Genomic DNA, 18,899 nt, shown 5'->3' on the forward strand with positions numbered 1-18,899 from the left:
TGATCAGTTGGTCGCAGGGGCCAGGTCGGCATCGCCGCTCTGACGGAAAGTAATCAGGGTTACCAGCAGGGCCAGGATCGCCAGGGCCGCAGCCGCCAAGGGCACGCTGGTCAGGCCGAAACCGTGGGCAATCACGCTGCCGCCGACCCAGGCGCCGAGGGCGTTGCCGATGTTGAAGGCGCCGATGTTCAGGGTGGACACCAGGTTCGGTGCGGCCTTGCCGAAGGTCACCACGTTGATCTGCAGCGCAGGTACGGCGGCAAATGAAGCGGTGGCCCACAGGAACAGGGTGATCTCGGTCGGGATCACGGCGACGCTGGTCCAGGTCAGTGCGGTGGAGACCACCGCCATGCTGATGAATACGCCAATCAGGGTGGCCGCCAGGCGTTTGTCCGCCAGCTTGCCGCCGATGATGTTGCCCACGGTGAGGCCCAGGCCGATCAGCAGCAGGGTCCAGGTCACGCCCTTGGGCGATACGCCGGTGACATCACCAAGCAGTGGTGCCACGTAAGTGAAAAGGGTGAACATCGACGCGGCGAACAGTGCCGTCATGCTCAGCGACAGCCAGATGCCAGCCCCTTTGAGGGCGGCCAGTTCGGCACGCATGTCGAGTTTTTCTTCGTCCCGCTTGGCCGGCAGGAAGCGGATCAGGCCGATCAAGGCGATCACGCCAATGACGGTCACCGCCCAGAAGGTCGAGCGCCAGCCGGCTTGCTGGCCCAGGGCGGTACCCAATGGCACACCGAGTACGTTGGCCAGGGTCAGGCCGGTGAACATCAAGGCGACGGCCGAAGCGCGTTTGTTGGCCGGCACCAGGTTGGCCGCCACCACCGAACCGATACCAAAGAACGCACCGTGGCACAGCGCGGTGACCACACGGGCAAACATCAGCACGTTGTAGTCACTGGCCAGGGCGCAAAGCAGGTTGCCGATAATGAAGATGCCCATCAACGCTACCAGGGCAGCCTTGCGTGGCAGCTTGGCGGTCGCCAGTGCCATGAACGGTGCGCCGATCGCCACGCCCAGGGCGTAGCCGGTGACCAGCCAGCCGGCACCGGGAATCGACACACCCAGGTCCGCCGCCACATCGGGCAACAGGCCCATGATGACGAACTCGGTGGTGCCGATGGCGAAGGCGCTCAGGGCCAGGATGAGGAGCGAGAGGGGCATTTGGGTTTCCTTGTTAAAGCGGTGCGCGCATTTCAGAACTGACTTCAGGGCTGAGTTCAGTAACGAGTGCCGCGAGAAAAGCCTGGATGGTTTCCTCGTTGCGTTTGAAAAAGTGCCACTGCCCGGCCTTCTGGCTGCTGATCAATCCCGCCCGTTGCAAGGTGGCCAGGTGGGCCGACACGGTGGACTGGGACAAGCCGCAACGCTGGTCGATCTGGCCGGCGCAGATACCGTATTCGTGGTTGTGCAGTTGCTCGGGGAACTGCACTTTCGGGTCTTTGAGCCAGGTGAGAATGTCTCGTCGTACTGGGTGTGCCAGAGCTTTTATTATTTCGTCGAGGTCAATGGACATGGCAGTTGCTCGGTTTCGTAAAGCGTTATATCGCGATGAAGCGAACTTTAAATCGATACATCCCGATATACCAATATGATTTCGGTCTTAGCCAAGACTGAATCGGTATATCGGGTTATAACGATACGTGGGTCGCAGTGATAGACTGCGCACCATGAATTATCTCGCACATCTGCACCTGGGCGGCCAACTTCCTGCTCAACTGCTGGGCAGTCTGTATGGCGACTTTGTCAAAGGCCGCCTGCAAGGCCAGTTCAGCCCGCCCATCGAAGCGGCGATCCAGTTGCATCGCTCGATCGACCGCTTTACCGACAGCCACCCGTTGGTCGGCGAGGCGTTGTCGCGCTTCAGCCTGACCCGCCGGCGCTACGCCGGGATCGTCCTCGATGTGTTTTTCGATCATTGCCTGGCGCGGGATTGGGCGCTGTATGCCGAGCAGCCCCTGGAGCGCTTCACCTCGCAGGTGTACCGCGTGCTCGCGGCCGAACCGCAATTGCCGGGACGGTTGGCGCAGATTGCACCCTTTATGGCGGCGGATGATTGGCTCGGTTCGTACCGGGAGTTCGCGATGATGGAGCCGGTGTTGCGCGGGATTTCGCGGCGGCTCACGCAGCCTGATGAGCTGGGGCATGCGATGCAGGAATTGCGGATTCTGTATGAGCCGCTGAGCAAAGACTTCAGTGCGTTCTACCCGGAGCTACAGGCGTTCGCACAACGCCAACTGAATACCGGGATCTAAATGTGGGAGGGGGCTTGCCCCCGATAGCGGTGTGAAGTGCGCCCCAAAAGCTGGACAGCTGTTGGTTAGGCTACAGCGGACCGGGTCCTGTACGCTACAGGGCTCAGTCCGCCAAGCTTCACTTTGATTCGCTTATGGTTGTAGTAATGGATGTACTCATCCAGCCCCGCTTGCAACTGCTCCACGCTTTCAAAGCTTTCCCGATAGTAGAACTCTGACTTCAGCGTGCCGAAGAAACTCTCCATTGTGGCGTTGTCATGGCAGTTTCCTTTGCGTGACATGCTTTGCTCCAGCCCTGCTTTTTCTAGCCTCTCCCGGTACTTTGGATATCGATAGTGCCAGCCTTGATCTGAATGCAGCATTGGCTTGCCGCCCTCAGGTAAGCCTTCAATAGCTTTTTCCAGCATCTCGCCCACCAAGGCATATTGGGGACGTATTGCCGTCTGATAGGCCACGATTTCTCCGTTGTACAAGTCCAAAACTGGGGACAAGTACAGCTTTTTGCCGGCCACTTTGAACTCGGTGACATCCGTCACCCATTTCTGATTCGGTTGCTCAGCCTCGAACTGACGAGCCAAGGTGTTGGGCGACACTTCGCCCATCGGCCCTTTATACGACCTGTATTTCTTAGGCCGCACCGTGCATTTCAGACCCAGCTCCCCCATCAGTCGTCGTACCGTTTTACCGTTGATCAGCGATCTTTCTTTACGTAGTTCTAGCGTCATCCGACGGTAACCAAAGCGGCCCTTATGCTCGTTTTGGATGGTCTGGATAGAAGCTTTGATCGAGGAAAATCGGTCCGCAACGCCCATTGCCTTGAGTTGGTAGTAGTACGTACTTCGCGCAAGGCTCACTAGCTTGAGCAAGTCACGCAAGGGAAAGTGTTGCTTAAGCTCACTGACTAATCGGGCTTTTTCTTCTGTTCTTTCTCCCGCCTCATCACCGCCTCGCCTAACTCCCCAAGCTTTTTTAGATAAGCGTTCTCCATCCGTAGGTATTGGAGCTCATCAAGTAACGTCTTGTGCTCAGGCTCAGGGCTGGTGAGTGGGGCAGCGGTTTTGCGTGGTTTAGCAGGTGGTTTAGGCATAGCGGTGCTCAGTCCTCTTTTCCCTGACTCCAGGGCTTCAATACCGCCACTGTAATACTGCTGTTGCCATCTGCCCACCTGAGTGGAATCCCCCAAGTTGAAAAGCGCCGCTGCGCGGCGCAAGGAAAGGGAGTCATCCCACATGCGCCGTAGAACAGAGAACTTGAACAAGGCACTGTAACGCTGGCCGGTACTGCTCAAGCTGGCCTCACCGTGTAATCGATAAGCCTCGACCCAACGACGAAGCAAGGTGGGGTCCATTTGAAATTGAGCGGCGACCCGGCGAAACCCTCGGCCTCGCTCAAGGAAAGCGGTGATGGCAGATAGCTTGAACTGCGTGGTGTACTTGCTCATGAAAACGCCCCAGAAATTGGATGGGTGTCCAACTTCTGGGGCGCACTTCAGTGGTTCAGCCAATGAATCTGTTGACTGACACACTGCCATCGGGGGCAAGCCCCCTCCCACATTGTTGCCCGTGCCCGCTTCAGGCCGCGAAGGCCGGCCGAACCGCAATCTGTTCTGTTTCCGGCAGGGCCCCAAACAACGCCTTCTGCACCGCCTGCTGCGCCTGGAACGCCAGCGCCGCGCGTTCCTGCCCGGCGCAGGCAATCGGCTTGAGCACATGGATTTCCACGTCGCCCTGGTCATTGCCGAACAGGCGCATCAGGTGCGAGAGCAAATCATCATCGCCAATAAACGGTGCCAGCGGGTCCACTTGCCCGTCGCGCAGATAACGGATCGCCACCGGTTGCAGCGATACATCGGCATCGATCGCACTGGCCAGCAAGCGCCCGTGAAAGGTACGCAGGCTGCGCCCGTCGGTGGTGGTGCCTTCGGGGAACATAAGCAGCGGGTGCTGTTGCTCCAGGTGGCGGGTCATTTGCTTGCGGATCAACTGGCTGTCGCCCGAACCGCGACGGATAAATAAGCTACCGGCCTTCGCCGCCAACCAGCCGGCCACCGGCCAGGTGCGCACTTCGGCCTTGGACAAAAACGACATCGGCGTGACCATGCCCAGCAGCGGGATATCGGTCCACGACACGTGATTGCTCACCCACAGCATCGGTGTCTGCGGCAACTCGCCGTGCACCGTCACCCGGAAGGGCAGGGCATTGGTCAATCGCGCCATAAAGAACCGCGACCAACGTTGGCGCCGCACCATCGAGTTAGCCACGCCCAGGCGCTCGAACACACCAAACACACTGGCCATGCTCAAGCCCAGCGCCACCACCAGCAGCACGCGGGCGATGCGCCCGTACACGCGCAGGCGGCGCATCACATGGCCGCCTTGAAGTGGCGTGCGTAACGCGGGCACAGTTCATCGCGCTTGAGCAGGATAAACACGTCGGCCACTTGGAAATCCTCATCCCAGCACGGCTCGCCGCAGATCTTCGCACCCAGGCGCATATAGGCCTTGAGCAGCGGCGGCATTTCCGCGATCACGTTGGACGGCAGATCCAGCGCCGGCAGAGGTTTTTTCGGCTCGGCGCGCAGATGTTCGTTGCACAGGTAGCGTTCACGCAGGCGTTGCATGATGGCGTGGGCCTGGATGCCGCCGTCGTGCATCGGGATGCTCGCACACCCCATCAGGTAGCTGTAGCCACCCTGGTTAAGCACCTCGGCCAACTCGCCCCATAACACGGCGATGGTGCCGCCGTTGCGGTAGGCGGGGTCGACACAGGTGCGACCGATTTCCAGGATCGGGCCCTGTAAATGCAGGAGGCCATGCAGGCTGAATTCTTCTTCGCTGTAGAACCGGCCCAGGCTGCTGGCGGCCTGGTGGTCGAGTAAACGGGTGGTGGCGACCAGTCGACCGCTGTTCAAATCCCGCACGCCGATGTGGCTGCAGTGAACATCATAGTCATCCATATCCAGCCCCAATTCCGCGCCTTTCAGCTTGGCGTTGAATTCGCCGCTGAACACGTTGAACCGCAGGGCCTGGGCTTCCTGCAAAGCCTTTGCGCCAACCAGGCGTTCGGCTTGCAGACGGCGTTCATTGCCGGTGTCGCTGATGCGGGCGATCTGAGTCATGGCGAATCTCCGAGTGCCAGCCACCTTTCGGCCGGTCGACTTGTTTGTCCAAACTCAGGCTATGTAGGCTCGGTGTCATCTCCATGAAGTTCCGGTGACGCTTAGATGACAGCCCTCCGTGTCGCCAATCTGTCATCGGCCTCGGCTAGGCTCGCGGGCTTGAACGCCCCCTTGAGTTTGTGTCCATGGTCCGAGGCCTGTTGTGCGTTGCCCTGCTGTCAGTCACCGTTACTGCCCACGCTGAAACCTGGCCTGACAAGGAGTGGGCCAAGGCCCCGCCGCTCTCCGGTCCTGCTGTCGATGCCTTGAATGCCTATGCATTCCCCGCGCGTGACGACACCCATCGCCAAGGTATTCGAACCGACGCGCTGCTGGTGATTCGCGATGGCGCAGTCGTCTATGAGCGCTACGCCGAACCCACCACCGCGAGCACGCCGCACTTGACCTGGTCGGTCAGCAAAAGCCTGATGGCGACGGTGCTCGGCGTGGCCTATGGCGAAAAACGCTTCAAGTTGACTGACCCGGTGGCGCGCTTCTATCCGCCAATGAAACAGCACCCGACGGTCAGCATGGCCGACCTGCTGCACTGGGCCTCGGGCCTGGATTGGCAGGAAGACTACGAGTTCGCCCCGCTGAAATCCTCGGTCGTCGCGATGCTCTATACCCGTGGCCGCGCCGACATGGCGGAATTCACCGCCGGCATGGACGCCGCCAGTGCACCGGGCCGGGTCTTCCGTTACTCCAGCGGCGACAGCAACCTATTGTCCGCGGCCCTCAAAGGGATGCTCGGCCACAAGGCCTACATGAGTTACCCCTGGGATGCGTTGTTCAAGCCGTTGGGTATTCACAACGCCACCTGGGAAACCGATGCCGACGAAACCTTTGTCGCCTCGTCCTACGCCTACCTCACCGCGCGCGACCTGGCGCGCGTCGGCCTGCTGATGGCGCGCGACGGACGCTGGGGCGATCAACAATTGCTGCCCGAAGACTGGGTTGCTTTCAACCGTAAACCTTTCGACCCATACAAGGCCGGCCAGGACGAAGCCGTCCCCGGCGGCCATTGGTGGCTCAATCGCGAAGTGCAGGGCGCTGCCCGACCCTGGCCCGATGCCCCCGCCGATACCTTCGCCGCCCTCGGGCACTGGGGGCAGGCGCTGTATGTGATGCCGGATGAGCACCTGGTGATCGTGCGCTATGGCGATGATCGCGACGGCAGCTACCGCCATAACGAACTGCTCAAGCGCGTGCTTGCGGCGGTGCAACCATGATTCGTCGTCGGCCGTTCACCAGCCTTTTTCTCGTGCTGTTGCTTGCCCTGGTGGGCTGGGTCTGGCGCGAGCGCGTCAACCTGCAAGCCTTCCCCGACATCATCGCGGCGTATACGGCCAAGGAGTACTGCTCGTGCCGGTATGTGGCGGACAATCCAGCCGAGTATTGCCGGGGGTATGTGAAGCAGTACGTGCCGATCAGTGCGTTCACCGATGACCCGAAGCGCAGTGAAGTCACCGCCAGTGGATTGGGGCGTACCCATACCGCCAGATGGTTGGGCGAACACCAGGGGTGCCGCCTCATCCCCTGAAACGTCATACCCGATGTGGGGGCGGCTGCGTCAGTTACATTGCGCCCGGCAGGCGGCACAGTTAAGGTTCGTTCAGGTTTTTCGCCCCACGAGTCCTTAATGTTCAACGCGTCTGTCATCAAACCCCTGGCCTTCGCCGTGCTGGCCGCTGCCGCAGTGCCTGCCCATGCCGACTGGTACCTGGATAACGAATCCTCACGCCTGTCGTTCGTCACCACCAAAAACACCGAGATCGCCGAGGTGCAGCGCTTCCTGGTGCTGCACGGCAAGGTCGACAGCAAGGGCGCTGCACAATTGGAGGTGGAGCTGGAGTCGGTCAACAGTGGCATCCCGCTGCGTGATGAGCGCATGCGCAATCAACTGTTCGAGATCAAGACCTTCCCTGAAGCGCTGATCAGTGCGCAGATCAACCTGCAACCCATCAATGACCTGGCCCCTGGCGCGCAATTGGAACTGCGTTTGCCAATGAGCGTCACGTTGCATGGCAAGACCCAGACCTACAACGCCGAGCTGCTGGCCACGCGCCTGGATGACCGGCGTTTCCAGGTGGTCACCCTGGAACCGTTGGTGTTGCACGCCGAGGATTTCGACCTGGCACCCGGTGTGGCGGCATTGCGCAAGGTGGCTGGGCTCAAGTCGATCAGTTTGTCGGTGCCGGTGGGTGCGGTGCTGATCTTTACGGCGCGCTGACGTGAGCGGCGCAGTGTTCCCGTGGCGCAGCGCCAACCGGTTCGAGTTGTTGATCGACGGCCCGCAGTTTTTTCCGCAGATGCTGGTGGGCATTGCCCGGGCAGAGCGTCAGGTGGAGCTGGAGCTGTACCTGGTGGAAGCCGGGGCCTGCGCCGAAGCCATGGTGCAGGCGCTGGTGTTGGCGGCTGGGCGTGGCGTGCGGGTGCGTTGCTTGTTTGATGATTACGGCAGCCTGGCGTTTACCCTCGGGTTGCGCAAACGCTTGACGGATGCCGGGGTGGAACTGCGCTTTTACAATCGCTTGAGCTGGCGGCGCTGGATGCGCAACCTGTATCGCGACCACCGCAAGCTGTTGCTGATCGACCAGCAAATCGCCGTAGTCGGCGGCACGGGCGTGACCGATGAATTCTGGACCCCAGGGCAAGACACCGCTGACTGGCATGAAGTGATGGTGCAGATCAGCGGGCCGCTGGTGCTGGATTGGCAGGCGTTGTTCGACCGGCAATGGCACGCGAACAGCGCGCGCCGGGAGTGGAAGCCCGCCACTCATTTCGGTTTGCCGCGCCTGCCCAAGGTGCCCGCGACGGGGCCAGGCCTGGGGCGCGTGGCGTATGCCGATGCGCGCCAGCACCGCGACATCCTGCAATCGTTGATTCGCGCCTTGAACAGCGGCAAGCACCGCATCTGGTTGGCCACCCCATACTTCCTGCCCACCTGGGGGGTACGCCGTGCCTTGCGCCGAGCGGCGGGACGCGGGGTCGATGTGCGTCTGCTGCTCACCGGGCCACGCACCGATCACCCCTCCGTACGCTATGCCGGGCACCGTTATTACCCGCGCCTGCTGCGCTCGGGTGTGCAGATATTCGAGTACCAGCCGTGCTTCCTGCACCTGAAGATGGTGTTGGTGGATGACTGGGTCAGCATCGGCTCATGCAATTTCGACCACTGGAACCTGCGCTTCAACCTGGAAGCCAACCTGGAAGCGTTGGACCCTGAGTTGACGCGGGACGTGGTGGACAGCTTCGAGCGGGATTTTACCCAGAGCCAGGCGGTGAGCCTGGAAGCGTGGAAATCGCGGCCGTTGTGGCGGCGGGTGAAGCAGCGGGTGTGGGGCTGGATTGATCGCTTGGTGGTGAACGTGCTGGATCGGCGCGGCTAGCAAGAACACTGAGATCAAATGGGGGAGGGGGCTTGCCCCGATAGCGGTGATTCAGCGACAGATCTGCTGTCTGATACACCGAAATCGGGGGCAAGCCCCCTCCCACATTTTTTGACTGCGTCAGGCTTTAGAGCAGTTCGAAGGTCTGCTGCTGCACATCCTGGGAATCCAGCCCGATCTGGACATTGAACTCGCCCGGCTCCGCTGCGAACTTGAGCTGGGTGTTGTAGAACTTCAGGTCTTCCTCGGTGATGGTGAAGTGCAGCGTGCGCTCTTCACCGGCCTTGAGCATGATTTTCTGGAAGTTCTTCAGCTCCTTGATCGGGCGGATCATTGAGCCGGCCACGTCCTGGATATACAACTGCACCACGGTTTCGCCGTCCACCTTGCCGGTGTTGGTCACGGTGACACTGGCGTCGAGCTTGCCGGTCTTGTTCAGGGTGGTGGAAGACAGCGCCATGTCCGAGAGGCTGAACGTGGTGTAGCTCAGGCCATAACCGAACGGGAACAGGGGCCCAGTGGTGTCATCGAAGTACTGCGAGGTGTAGTTGCCCGGCTTGCCTGGGGTGAAGGGCCGGCCAATGGTCAGGTGGTTGTAGTAGGTTGGAATCTGCCCCACCGAACGTGGGAAGGTGATCGGCAGCTTGCCCGACGGGTTGTAGTCACCGAACAGCACGTCGGCGATGGCATTGCCGCCCTCGGTGCCGGCGAACCAGGTTTCCAGGATCGCGTCGGCTTGCTGGTTCTCTTCGAGAATCGACAGCGGGCGGCCGTTCATCAGTACCAGCACCAATGGCTTGCCGGTGGCCTTGAGCGCCTTGATCAGGTCGCGCTGGCTTTGCGGGATATTCAGGTCGGTGCGGCTCGACGATTCGTGGGACATGCCACGGGATTCACCCACGGCGGCGACCACCACATCGGCATCCTTGGCGGCCTTGACCGCTTCATCGATCATCACCTGGGCAGGGCGCGTGTCATCCACCACTTCCGGGGCATCGAAATTGAGGAAGTTGAGGTAGTCGACCACGGCCTTGTCATTGGTGATGTTGGCGCCACGGGCATAGATGATCTTGCCTTTTTCGCCGATCACCGCGTTGAGGCCGTCGAGCAGGGTCACCGATTGTGCCGGCTTACCGGCGGCGGCCCAGCTGCCCATCATGTCGATGGGCGCCTTGGCCAATGGACCCACCAGGGCAATGGTCGCGGATTTCTTCAGCGGCAGGGTACCGTTCTGGTTCTTCAGCAAGACCATGCTGCGGCGCGCCACGTCACGCGCTTCGGCGCGGTGCAGGCGGCTTTCGGCATAGGTGTCGGCCGGGTCGTCCTCGGCCTTGCCGATACGCAGGTACGGGTCTTTGAACAGGCCCATGTCGTACTTGGCGCCAAGCACCTCGCGCACGGCGTTGTCGATGTCGCTTTGCTCGATCTCACCGGACTTGAGCAGCCCTGGCAATTCCTTGCCGTACAGCGAGTCGTTCATGCTCATGTCGATGCCGGCCTTGATCGCCAGCTTGGCGGCTTCACGCCCGTCCTTGGCCACGCCGTGCTTGATCAGCTCGAAGATCGCACCGTGGTCGCTGACGGCCAGGCCCTTGAAGCCCCAGTCCTTGCGCAACAGGTCGTTCATCAGCCAGGTGTTGGCGGTGGCGGGTACGCCGTTGATCGAGTTGAGCGCCACCATCACGCCGCCGGAACCGGCCTTGATCGCCGCGTGGTACGGGGGCAGGTAGTCCTGGTACATCTTGACCGGGCTCATGTCGACCACGTTGTAGTCGCGCCCGCCTTCCACGGCGCCATACAGGGCGAAGTGCTTGACGCTGGCCATGATGCTGTCGGCATTCGCGGGGCTGGTGCCCTGGAATGCCTTGACCATCACTTCGGCGATGCGCGAGACCAGGTAGGTGTCTTCGCCGAAGCCTTCGGAGGTACGGCCCCAGCGCGGGTCGCGGGAGATGTCGACCATCGGCGCGAAGGTGATGTCGAGGCTGTCGGCGGCGGCTTCCTGGGCGGCAATGCGCCCGGACCGGCCGATGGCGTCCATGTCCCAGCTGGAGGCCAGGGCCAGGCTGATCGGGAAGATCGTGCGGTGGCCGTGGATCACGTCATAGGCGAAAAACATCGGGATCTTCAACCGGCTGCGCATGGCCGCGTCCTGCATCGGACGGTTTTCCGGGCGCGTGATGGAGTTGAACGTGCCACCGATGCGGCCGGCGGCAATTTCCTTGCGGATCAGCTCACGGGGCATTTCGGGGCCGATGCTGATCAGGCGCAATTGGCCGATTTTTTCATCGAGGGTCATCTGCTTGAGCAGGTCGCTGACGAAGGCGTCCTTGTCTTTAAGCGCAGCAGGCTTTGTTTCTGCCCAGACGGGGTGGGTGGCCAGAGTGGCAACAAGGCCGAGCAAACACAGCTTCTTCATGAATATCCTTTTTCGGCTCACTGCACAGCGCTAGCGCTGATCGGCCAAAATGTGGGGAGCGTCTATTGTTGTTCGGGTGTTGTTCAGATAAATGCAGCACACTCTGAACTCTTTTTCGCGCTGGGCATCTTTGTAGCTGATTGGCTCGATGCATTCCAGTGGTGGCGGATTATGCCCCAAGCGCGCGGTTTATAGGGTTAGTCGTCAAATTCCATCAAGATTGGCCAGGAGAAACACCATGCAAGCAGCACAAGGTTACCGCTGGGGCTTGAAAGCCGCGGCGTTGTTATTGATCAGCAGCGTGCTGAGCGGTTGCGGTATCAATACCATTCCGACCCTGGATGAGCAGGCCAAGGCGGCCTGGGGCCAGGTGCAGAACCAGTATCAACGGCGTGCCGACTTGATCCCCAACCTGGTGGAAGTGGTCAAGGGCTATGCCACCCATGAGCAGGACACCCTCACTGCGGTGATTGAGGCGCGGGCCAAGGCCACCTCGATCCAGGTGGATGCCAGTACCCTGGATAACCCGGAAAAACTCAAGCAATTCCAGCAAGCCCAGGACGGTTTGAGCAGTGCACTCAGCCGCTTGATGGTGGTGTCCGAGCGCTACCCGGACCTGAAGGCCAACCAGAACTTCCTGGCCCTGCAATCCCAGTTGGAAGGCACGGAAAACCGTATCGCCGTGGCGCGTCGCGACTTTATCCAGGCGGTGCAGGCCTACAACACCGAGATCCGCACCTTCCCTGGCCGCCTGTGGCACAGCGTGATGTACAGCGACCTGCCGATCCGCGCCACGTTTGAAGCCACCAGTGCCGATGCCGATAAAGCGCCGCAAGTGAAGTTCAAATAAGGCTGCATTGAGGTGTCGATGCGTTTATTACGGATAGGCCTGGCGCTGTGGTTGCTGGCATGCGTCGCTTCGGCCCAGGCGGCGTTGACCTTCCCGGCACTGACCGGGCGGGTGGTGGATAACGCCCAGATGCTCGACCCGGCGACGCGCCAGCAATTGACCGAGCAGTTGCAGGCGCTGGAGCAAACCACCGGCGACCAGATCGTGGTGGTCACGGTGCCCGACCTGCAAGGCGTGCCTATTGAGGACTACGGTTACCAATTGGGCCGCCAGTGGGGTATTGGCCAGAAGGGCAAGGACAACGGCGCGTTGTTGATCGTTGCCCGCGATGAGCGCAAGTTACGCATCGAAGTCGGTTACGGCCTGGAAGGTACGCTGACCGATGCGCAGTCCTGGGTGATCATCAACCAGGTGATTGCACCCAAGTTCAAGGCCGGCAATTTCAGCCAGGGTATCAGCGACGGTGTAGCCGCCATGATCCAGGTGGTGGGCGGTCAGCCGCTGGCAGTGCCGGCCCATGTGGCGGATGCCAACTTTGCCAAGGATAATCCCGGGTTTTCCATCGGCTTGTTTGTCCTGCTGATCGGCGTGTTGTGGTTGTGCAATCGCCTGGGCCTGCCGGTGGGGGCGATCCTGCTCGCGATCCTCAGCAGCAGTGGACGCGGCGGTGGGGGCGGTGGCGGCGGCGGCGGCGGTTTCCGAGGCGGCGGTGGTGGCTTCGGCGGCGGCGGCGCGTCGGGCGGCTGGTAATGACAATAACTAGAAAAGAGCATCTACAACCATGGCATTACTGACTGAACACGAGCAGCGCCAGGTCGCCGAAGCGATCGCCCGGGTCGAAAAAACCACCGACGCCGAACTGGTGACCGTGCTGGCTGCCCGTGCCGACGATTACGCCTATATCCCATTGCTGTGGGCCAGCCTGATCGCGTTGGTGGTGCCGGGCGTGGTGCATTACCTGTCGGGCTACCTGACCATGTACACCTTGCTGCTGGCGCAATGGGCGACGTTCATCGTGCTGTGCCTGGTGTTTCGCCTGCCCAAGGTCACCACGCGCCTGATCCCGCGTTCGGTGCGCCATTGGCGCGCGTCGAACCTGGCGCGCCGGCAGTTCCTGGAGCAGAACCTGCACCACACGCTGGGCAGCACCGGGGTGCTGATTTTTGTCAGCGAGGCCGAGCGTTATGTGGAAATCCTGGTGGACGATGGCATCTCCAGCCGCCTGGATGACAGCCATTGGGAGGGGATCGTCAAGGCGTTTACCCAGCAGGTCAAACAGGGGCAGACGCTGGCTGGGTTTATTGCTTGTATCGAGGCGTGTGGCGAGTTGCTCAAGGTGCATGTGCCGGTGACTCAGACACGTAATGAACTGCCCAACCGCCTGGTCGTGCTCGAATAGAACATCCAACACTGGAGATCAAATGTGGGGGAGGGCTTGCCCCTCCCACATTGGGTCCCAAGTGGTCAGGCGCAGTACCGTTGATCAAATAACCCCGTGCCCTAAACCCCCATCCCCCCTAAAATGCCCGGCATTCCCTGCCCGAGGCGTTTTTGTTCATGTCCGTTACCGCTCAACCTGCCCGCCCTGCGCCGGATCATCATGCCCAGTTCATCGAACTGCTGAGCGCAAGCCTTCAGCACGACGCTTTTATCAAGCTGGTGCTGGCCAAGTACGTGGGTGAGGACGCCGAGCTGCAACGGCTGATCATCAAGCCGGTGACGGTCAAGGAACAGCCGTGCCTGTCCTTCGTATACCGCTACAAGACCCGCGACATTACCAAGAACCTCCCGGTGGCCGACGGCGTGGCGGCGATTGCCGAGCTGTTGCCGGCTTCGTTCAAGAACGCTCACTTGCTGGCACTGACCGACGAAGCCCAGCTCGAATACAGCAAAAAGAACAAAAGCTCGCTGTTCAAAAGCAAACCCCAGCAATTGCGCGAAGCGCCGTCGGCCGAGCATAACCGCGAGAAGCATCGTTTCCTCGAGTTGAGCCGACCGTTCCTCTTCGACCTGGGCGTGACCGACGCCAAGCACGCGCTGATCCCGTCGATGTCGCGCAAGTGGAAGCAGATCAACAAGTTCATCGAAGTGTTCAGCCATGCGCTGACCTCGTCACCGCTGCGGCTGGACGGGCCGGTGCGCGTCGCTGATTTCGGTTCGGGCAAGGGCTACCTGACGTTCGCCATCCATGACTACTTGCGCAACACGCTCAATGTCGAGGCTGAGGTCACTGGCGTTGAATTGCGCGAAGACATGGTGACCTTGTGCAACACCGCTGCTGCGCGCCTGGACCACCCAGGGCTGGTGTTCAAGTGCGGTGACGTGCGCAGCGTGGCACCGAGCGAGCTGGACGTCATGATCGCCCTGCACGCCTGCGACATCGCCACGGATTACGCCATCCACACCGGTATTCGTTCCGGTGCGTCGATCATCATGTGCTCGCCGTGCTGCCACAAACAGATTCGCCTGCAGATCCAGAGCCCGGTGCTGTTGAAGCCTATGCTGCAATACGGGTTGCACCTGGGCCAGCAGGCGGAAATGGTCACCGACAGCCTGCGCGCCTTGTTCCTTGAAGCCTGTGGTTATGAGACCAAGGTGTTCGAGTTCATCTCCCTGGAACACACCAACAAGAACAAGATGATCCTGGCGGTCAAGCGCGCCGAACCGCTGGACAATGCGCAGTTACTGGAAAAAATCCAAGAGCTAAAGGCGTTCTACCACATCACTGAGCATTGCCTGGAAACCCTGCTGCGTGCGGATGGCTACCTGTCCTGAACGCGGTCCAAATGTGGGAGGGGGCTTGCCCCCGATGAGGGCGTGTCAGCTGATGCATCTGCCACTGACCCACCGCCATCGGGGGCAAGCCCCCTCCCACATTTAGACCGTGCTCGGTTTAGAAGCTGGCGCAGCCTGCACCGCCGTCTTGCGCCCCAGCATCACCGTCACGATCACCCCACAGGCGAACAGCCAGGTAATCGGTTCGATATGTTCCCCAAAGAACAACGCCGAAAATGCAATGGTGAAGAAGATCTGCAGCAGCTGAATCTGGCTGACCCGCGCAATGCCGCCCATGGCCAACCCGGCGTACCAGGCAAAGAATCCCAGGAACTGCGAGAACAGCGACACATAGCCGAACGCCCACCAGGTGCGCATCGAAATCGCGCCCTGGTGCTGCGCCGCCAGGTACCACACCGGGCCGATCAGCACCGGGGTCGACAGTACCAGCGCCCAGCAGATGACCTGCCACCCGCCCATCTCCTTGGCCAGCCGACCGCCTTCGGCATAACCCAGGCCGCCCACCGCAATGGCGCCGAGCATCAACAGATCGCCGGCTTGAATGCTGCCGGCACCGGTAATCAGCGCATAGCTCAATACCAACGCGCTGCCCAGTGCGGCGCAGGCCCAGAAGGCTTTCGACGGCCGCTCATGGGACAGCCACGCGGCATACAAGGCCACGCACAGTGGTTGCAGGCCGTTGACCAGCGCGCCATGGGAGGCCGGTAACGTTTGCATGGCCCAGGCTGACAGCACCGGGAAACCGAGGATCACGCCTGCGATCACCAGGCACAAACCGCGCACCTGGCGCCAGGTTGGCCAACGCTCGCGGCGCCACAGCAACAGCGCCGCCGCCGGAATCGCCGCGAACAACGCACGGCCCAGGCCGTTGAGCAACGGGTGGATTTCCTGCACCACGATGCGGGTGAAGGGCAGGGTCAGGCTGAAGATGATGACGCCCAGCAGGCCGAGGGCCATGCCGGTGTTTTCGCGCGAGCTCATGGGGAGAACCGAAATCTAGAGGGCTTCAAGGGAAGCCCATCTAGCCACAACCCCCGGCGATTGCGGGCCTACAGCTGGGTGCGGATTTATCCGTACAGTTGCTGTTGGGTGGGCGCACCGCAGACTCACTGATAAACCGCGTCGCCTGTATCGCGGGCAAGCCCTAATGCCAGTCAGTTAAGAGATAGAGCGGGCAAACAGGTCGCCTGTGGCGAGCGGGCTTGCCCCGCGTTGGGCTGCGAAGCGGCCCCAAAACCAGGCACCGCGGTGTGTCAGTTAAAAACACATCGCCTGTAATGGGGCTGCTTCGCAGCCCAACGCGGGGCAAGCCCGCTCGCCACAACAAGCCCGCTCTTCACAACAAGCCCGCTCTCCACAGTTGCAGTGCCAGTCTTCAGAAGAAACGTGTGACGCTGATCTTGGCATCGCGCCCTTTGGTGTAGGCACGATCACCGCTCAGCGCCGGACGGAAGTTGTTGTTGAACAGGTTGTCCACGGTGAAGTTCACCTCGGTGCCTTTCAGGTAAGCCTGTTGCGGTGCCCATTTCGCGAACAGGCCCTGGGTGTTGTAGCGCTTATTGCCATACTGGTCGTAGAACAAGTCGCCGACACTGCTGCCGGGGCCGCCGGAGTATTTGTCGCTGGGCAGGCGAGTGGTTGCGCCGATGAACTGCCCCGTCCACCCCACCTGGGCATCCCAGGCCGGGATGTGGGTCCCCACCACCAGCACCCACTTGGTCGGCGGAATATCGCGGGCCGCCACATCCGGGCCCCAAGGGTTGGTATAGGCACCCTCGTGTTGGCCGGTGGCATAGGCGAACGATGCCGAGCCGAACAGGTAGGTGGAGTTATAGAGCGTTTCGAACTCGAAGCCCTTGATGGTCAGCGCGCCGATATTGCGGTAGTTGGACATCGCCCCCGGTGGGCAAGCGTTGGCAATTGTGCCCCCGTTGATGGCCTGGTTCTGGCAGCCCACGCCCGTGGCCTTGAAGATTTCGTCTTCGACTTTGTTGTGGAACAGAGTGGTGCGCAGTTGCAGGTTGTCGTCCTGGGCGATCAGGTTGTCGAAGCGGGTGATGTTACCCAGGGTGATCGAGGTGATGCGCTCCGGGTCGAGGTCGACGCTGGTGGCTGTGCGGTTGCCCAGGCCCTGCACTTCGTATTGCTCGTCGATCACTGGCGCCCGCCAGGTCTGGCTCCAGTTGGCGAACAGGCCGACGTTCGGGGTCACCGTCCAGAACAACGCCAGGCGCGGCGACCAGCCGGTGTAGGTGCGGTCGCTGTAGTCATGGCCGACGGCGGGGTCGGGGTTGCTGTAGTACGGTGCATCGTTGGCCTCGCCGCGATTGCGTACATGGTCGTAGCGCAGCGACGGGGTGATCGTCACATCGCCCAGGGTCACGGCGTCCTGGATGAAGAAACTGTTGGTATCCACCTTGCCGTGGGGCATGAAGCCCGGTTGAAAGTGCCCATAGTTGTAGCGTGGCGTGTTGTAGGTGGTGCCTGGCATCCACATCTCGGTTTCGCGGATGTGCTTGCGCAACTGCCCACCGATAGTCACCGCATGCTGCAACGGCCCGGTGTCAAACAGGCTGACGTTACGGATGTCGAGGTTCTTGTCGGTGTAGGACGTGTCCATCTTGCGCCCACCCGTGGCCAACTGGAAAAACGCCGTGGCGTCGCGCTCGTCAGTCTGCTCGGTGTTGGACTGAGAGTACTTGACGGTCAAGTCCACCAGCGGGTTGTCCAAGGGTTGGTATTCATACTTGCCCGACCAGGTGGTGTCGACGGTGTCGCGGTGTGCCAGAAAGCGCTTCAACGCGCCTTCGTAGCCGTAGCGGTTGATGTTGGCCTGGGTCGGCGGTGTCGGGTAGCTCGCGGCGGAAAAGGGTGTCCAGCGATTGCTGTGGGAACGCGAGTACGACAGGCCGAGACTGTGTTCATCGGTGAAGTGGGCATTGACCTTGAACAGCTTGCCGTCCACGTCCTGGGCGGTGTTAGGCAGGCGTTGGGGGTTGATCGGGTACTGGTTGTTCTCATTGGGCAGCTTGGCGGCCACCTTCATGTCACCACCGTCGCGTTGGGTCAGGTAAGCCAGCGCATCGAACCGGCCATCGTCGGTGCGGCCATACACGGCGCTGCTATAGACCTGTTCATGGTCGTTGCTGGAGTAACCGTACTTGAGCATCGCACCGCTGTTGCGACCGTCCTTGAGCAAGTCCGGGGCGTCCTTGGTGGTCATGTTGACCGTGCCGCCAAAACCGCCGTTGCCGGTAAACGGCGAATTGGGGCCTTTCTCGACCTCGATGCTTTTGATCAGCTCGGGTTCGATAAATACCGTGCCTTGCTGGTAGCGCTCGAAGCCGCTCTTGGTGGCACCGTCGACGGTCATCGGTACATCCTCGGCATCGCCGAAACCACGGATGTTGATGGTCTGGCCACCGGGTTTCAGCGAGCCACCCTGGCTGACCCCTGGCAGGGTCTGCAACAGGCTGGGGATGTTGTTGGCTTGGTAGCGGTCGATGTCGGCCTGGCTCAGGGTGGAGCGGTTCACGGTGCTGGAGTCGACTTCATTGCCCGTGCCGATCACGCTCAAGGTGTCCAGCTGGATCGCGCCGCTCTGGGTAGTCTTGCCCGTATCGGGGCGTACGACGTAGGTAGTGCCGACCTTGATCAGGGTGAATTCACCAGGGGCCAGCAGGGTGCGGATCGCCACTTCCGGGGTGAAGTCACCATTGAGGGCCTGTGCCTGCACGTTCTTGAGCAGTGTTTCATCGAACAGCAGCTGGATCTTCGTCTGCTGCGCCACCTCGCTCAGTGACGTGGCCAGCGACTGGGCCGGCAGGTGCAGCGTGAACGACTCGGCCTGGGCCGTGAGGCTGAACGCCAGGCAGGTGGCAAGCAGGGTCGGTTGAAGCAACAGGTGCGAAGCGTGGCAAGGCGCGCGAAACATGAAATCCCCCGGGTGGCCAGATAGCCAAAAAGGTGTGCGTATCAAACACAGTCGGGAGGAAGACGGGGCAGGCTAAAAAAACCACACGTGCAA

Annotated in this window: 17 protein-coding genes; 9 read left to right on the forward strand and 8 right to left on the reverse strand. The window is 61.1% G+C overall.

The window, feature by feature from the left end:
* Positions 1 to 3: 3 nt before the first annotated feature.
* Together AB7933_RS08665 and AB7933_RS08670 are read right to left on the reverse strand one after the other, a co-directional pair.
* Positions 4 to 1,170 (reverse strand): MFS transporter, encoded by a 1,167-nt coding sequence (locus AB7933_RS08665; protein WP_024073923.1) that lies wholly within the window; start codon positions 1,168 to 1,170, stop codon positions 4 to 6.
* Between the two features lie 13 nt (positions 1,171 to 1,183).
* On the reverse strand, positions 1,184 to 1,522 hold the full coding sequence (locus tag AB7933_RS08670; RefSeq protein WP_024073924.1) for an ArsR/SmtB family transcription factor: 339 nt from the start codon (positions 1,520 to 1,522) through the stop codon (positions 1,184 to 1,186).
* Positions 1,523 to 1,676: 154 nt separating this feature from the next.
* Between AB7933_RS08670 and AB7933_RS08675 the strand changes: the two genes are divergently transcribed.
* Positions 1,677 to 2,261 carry an ACP phosphodiesterase gene (locus AB7933_RS08675; protein WP_024073925.1) on the forward strand — a complete coding sequence of 195 codons (585 nt, stop codon included), beginning with the start codon at positions 1,677 to 1,679 and terminating at the stop codon, positions 2,259 to 2,261.
* Between the two features lie 65 nt (positions 2,262 to 2,326).
* Here the strand turns inward: AB7933_RS08675 and AB7933_RS08680 are convergent.
* From AB7933_RS08680 to olsB, 3 genes are all read right to left on the reverse strand, one after another.
* Positions 2,327 to 3,702, reverse strand: a protein-coding gene (locus AB7933_RS08680) for an IS3 family transposase (protein ID WP_404943211.1) whose coding sequence is annotated in 2 segments (ribosomal slippage) — positions 2,327 to 3,208 and positions 3,211 to 3,702 — 1,374 coding nt in all. Because the reading frame shifts where the segments join, the coding sequence is not laid out codon by codon here.
* A gap of 130 nt (positions 3,703 to 3,832) precedes the next feature.
* Positions 3,833 to 4,624, reverse strand: coding sequence for a lysophospholipid acyltransferase family protein (locus AB7933_RS08685; RefSeq protein ID WP_041160860.1), 792 nt, complete (start codon positions 4,622 to 4,624; stop codon positions 3,833 to 3,835).
* Positions 4,624 to 5,379, reverse strand: coding sequence for an L-ornithine N(alpha)-acyltransferase (gene olsB, locus AB7933_RS08690; protein WP_024073928.1), 756 nt, complete (start codon positions 5,377 to 5,379; stop codon positions 4,624 to 4,626). The genes AB7933_RS08685 and olsB overlap by 1 nt, the downstream gene beginning before the upstream one ends.
* A gap of 185 nt (positions 5,380 to 5,564) precedes the next feature.
* Here olsB and AB7933_RS08695 point away from each other — a divergent pair, with 185 nt between their 5' ends.
* The 4 genes from AB7933_RS08695 (at position 5,565) to AB7933_RS08710 (ending at position 8,807) form a co-directional block, all read left to right on the forward strand.
* Entirely contained in the window at positions 5,565 to 6,647 is a 1,083-nt protein-coding gene (locus tag AB7933_RS08695) for a serine hydrolase domain-containing protein (RefSeq protein ID WP_024073929.1), read from the forward strand.
* Positions 6,644 to 6,958, forward strand: coding sequence for a hypothetical protein (locus AB7933_RS08700; RefSeq protein ID WP_024073930.1), 315 nt, complete (start codon positions 6,644 to 6,646; stop codon positions 6,956 to 6,958). Before AB7933_RS08695 ends, AB7933_RS08700 begins: the two co-directional genes overlap by 4 nt.
* A gap of 99 nt (positions 6,959 to 7,057) precedes the next feature.
* Positions 7,058 to 7,648, forward strand: coding sequence for a YceI family protein (locus tag AB7933_RS08705; protein WP_024073931.1), 591 nt, complete (start codon positions 7,058 to 7,060; stop codon positions 7,646 to 7,648).
* Between the two features lies 1 nt (position 7,649).
* Complete coding sequence (locus tag AB7933_RS08710; protein WP_024073932.1) at positions 7,650 to 8,807, forward strand: phospholipase D-like domain-containing protein; 1,158 nt, start codon at positions 7,650 to 7,652, stop codon at positions 8,805 to 8,807.
* Positions 8,808 to 8,934: 127 nt separating this feature from the next.
* Here AB7933_RS08710 and bglX read toward each other — a convergent pair whose 3' ends face one another.
* Positions 8,935 to 11,226, reverse strand: coding sequence for a beta-glucosidase BglX (bglX, locus tag AB7933_RS08715; protein ID WP_024073933.1), 2,292 nt, complete (start codon positions 11,224 to 11,226; stop codon positions 8,935 to 8,937).
* Between the two features lie 238 nt (positions 11,227 to 11,464).
* Between bglX and AB7933_RS08720 the strand changes: the two genes are divergently transcribed.
* The 4 genes from AB7933_RS08720 to AB7933_RS08735 all read left to right on the forward strand — a co-directional run bounded on the left by AB7933_RS08720 (position 11,465) and on the right by AB7933_RS08735 (position 14,851).
* Entirely contained in the window at positions 11,465 to 12,076 is a 612-nt protein-coding gene (locus AB7933_RS08720; RefSeq protein ID WP_041160861.1) for a LemA family protein, read from the forward strand.
* Between the two features lie 18 nt (positions 12,077 to 12,094).
* Positions 12,095 to 12,826, forward strand: coding sequence for a TPM domain-containing protein (locus tag AB7933_RS08725; protein ID WP_024073935.1), 732 nt, complete (start codon positions 12,095 to 12,097; stop codon positions 12,824 to 12,826).
* Between the two features lie 31 nt (positions 12,827 to 12,857).
* Positions 12,858 to 13,475: a TPM domain-containing protein gene (locus AB7933_RS08730; protein ID WP_024073936.1), complete on the forward strand. Its 618-nt coding sequence runs from the start codon at positions 12,858 to 12,860 to the stop codon at positions 13,473 to 13,475.
* A 158-nt stretch (positions 13,476 to 13,633) separates the two neighbouring features.
* Positions 13,634 to 14,851, forward strand: a complete 1,218-nt coding sequence (locus tag AB7933_RS08735; RefSeq protein ID WP_024073937.1) for a class I SAM-dependent methyltransferase — start codon at positions 13,634 to 13,636, stop codon at positions 14,849 to 14,851.
* 102 nt (positions 14,852 to 14,953) lie between these two features.
* Here the strand turns inward: AB7933_RS08735 and AB7933_RS08740 are convergent, their stop codons facing one another.
* Both AB7933_RS08740 and AB7933_RS08745 read right to left on the reverse strand, forming a co-directional pair.
* The gene (locus AB7933_RS08740) at positions 14,954 to 15,853 is read right to left on the reverse strand and encodes a DMT family transporter (protein ID WP_024073938.1); all 900 of its coding nucleotides are present in this window, start codon (positions 15,851 to 15,853) and stop codon (positions 14,954 to 14,956) included.
* 394 nt (positions 15,854 to 16,247) lie between these two features.
* Positions 16,248 to 18,806 (reverse strand): TonB-dependent receptor, encoded by a 2,559-nt coding sequence (locus AB7933_RS08745; protein WP_024073939.1) that lies wholly within the window; start codon positions 18,804 to 18,806, stop codon positions 16,248 to 16,250.
* Positions 18,807 to 18,899: the final 93 nt, after the last annotated feature.

Origin of the sequence: Pseudomonas gorinensis (assembly GCF_042015035.1) — a bacterium.
Lineage (GTDB): Bacteria > Pseudomonadota > Gammaproteobacteria > Pseudomonadales > Pseudomonadaceae > Aquipseudomonas > Aquipseudomonas gorinensis.

Bases quoted from the DNA above. Each gene is read 5' to 3' on its own strand.
- AB7933_RS08725 (WP_024073935.1), top strand. From the start codon at position 12,095: ATGCGTTTATTACGGATAGGCCTGGCGCTGTGGTTGCTGGCATGCGTC.
- AB7933_RS08740 (WP_024073938.1), bottom strand. From the start codon at position 15,853: ATGAGCTCGCGCGAAAACACCGGCATGGCCCTCGGCCTGCTGGGCGTC.
- AB7933_RS08670 (WP_024073924.1), bottom strand. From the start codon at position 1,522: ATGTCCATTGACCTCGACGAAATAATAAAAGCTCTGGCACACCCAGTA.
- AB7933_RS08720 (WP_041160861.1), top strand. From the start codon at position 11,465: ATGCAAGCAGCACAAGGTTACCGCTGGGGCTTGAAAGCCGCGGCGTTG.
- AB7933_RS08685 (WP_041160860.1), bottom strand. From the start codon at position 4,624: ATGCGCCGCCTGCGCGTGTACGGGCGCATCGCCCGCGTGCTGCTGGTG.
- bglX (WP_024073933.1), bottom strand. From the start codon at position 11,226: ATGAAGAAGCTGTGTTTGCTCGGCCTTGTTGCCACTCTGGCCACCCAC.
- AB7933_RS08665 (WP_024073923.1), bottom strand. From the start codon at position 1,170: ATGCCCCTCTCGCTCCTCATCCTGGCCCTGAGCGCCTTCGCCATCGGC.
- olsB (WP_024073928.1), bottom strand. From the start codon at position 5,379: ATGACTCAGATCGCCCGCATCAGCGACACCGGCAATGAACGCCGTCTG.
- AB7933_RS08695 (WP_024073929.1), top strand. From the start codon at position 5,565: ATGGTCCGAGGCCTGTTGTGCGTTGCCCTGCTGTCAGTCACCGTTACT.
- AB7933_RS08675 (WP_024073925.1), top strand. From the start codon at position 1,677: ATGAATTATCTCGCACATCTGCACCTGGGCGGCCAACTTCCTGCTCAA.
- AB7933_RS08730 (WP_024073936.1), top strand. From the start codon at position 12,858: ATGGCATTACTGACTGAACACGAGCAGCGCCAGGTCGCCGAAGCGATC.
- AB7933_RS08700 (WP_024073930.1), top strand. From the start codon at position 6,644: ATGATTCGTCGTCGGCCGTTCACCAGCCTTTTTCTCGTGCTGTTGCTT.
- AB7933_RS08705 (WP_024073931.1), top strand. From the start codon at position 7,058: ATGTTCAACGCGTCTGTCATCAAACCCCTGGCCTTCGCCGTGCTGGCC.
- AB7933_RS08735 (WP_024073937.1), top strand. From the start codon at position 13,634: ATGTCCGTTACCGCTCAACCTGCCCGCCCTGCGCCGGATCATCATGCC.
- AB7933_RS08745 (WP_024073939.1), bottom strand. From the start codon at position 18,806: ATGTTTCGCGCGCCTTGCCACGCTTCGCACCTGTTGCTTCAACCGACC.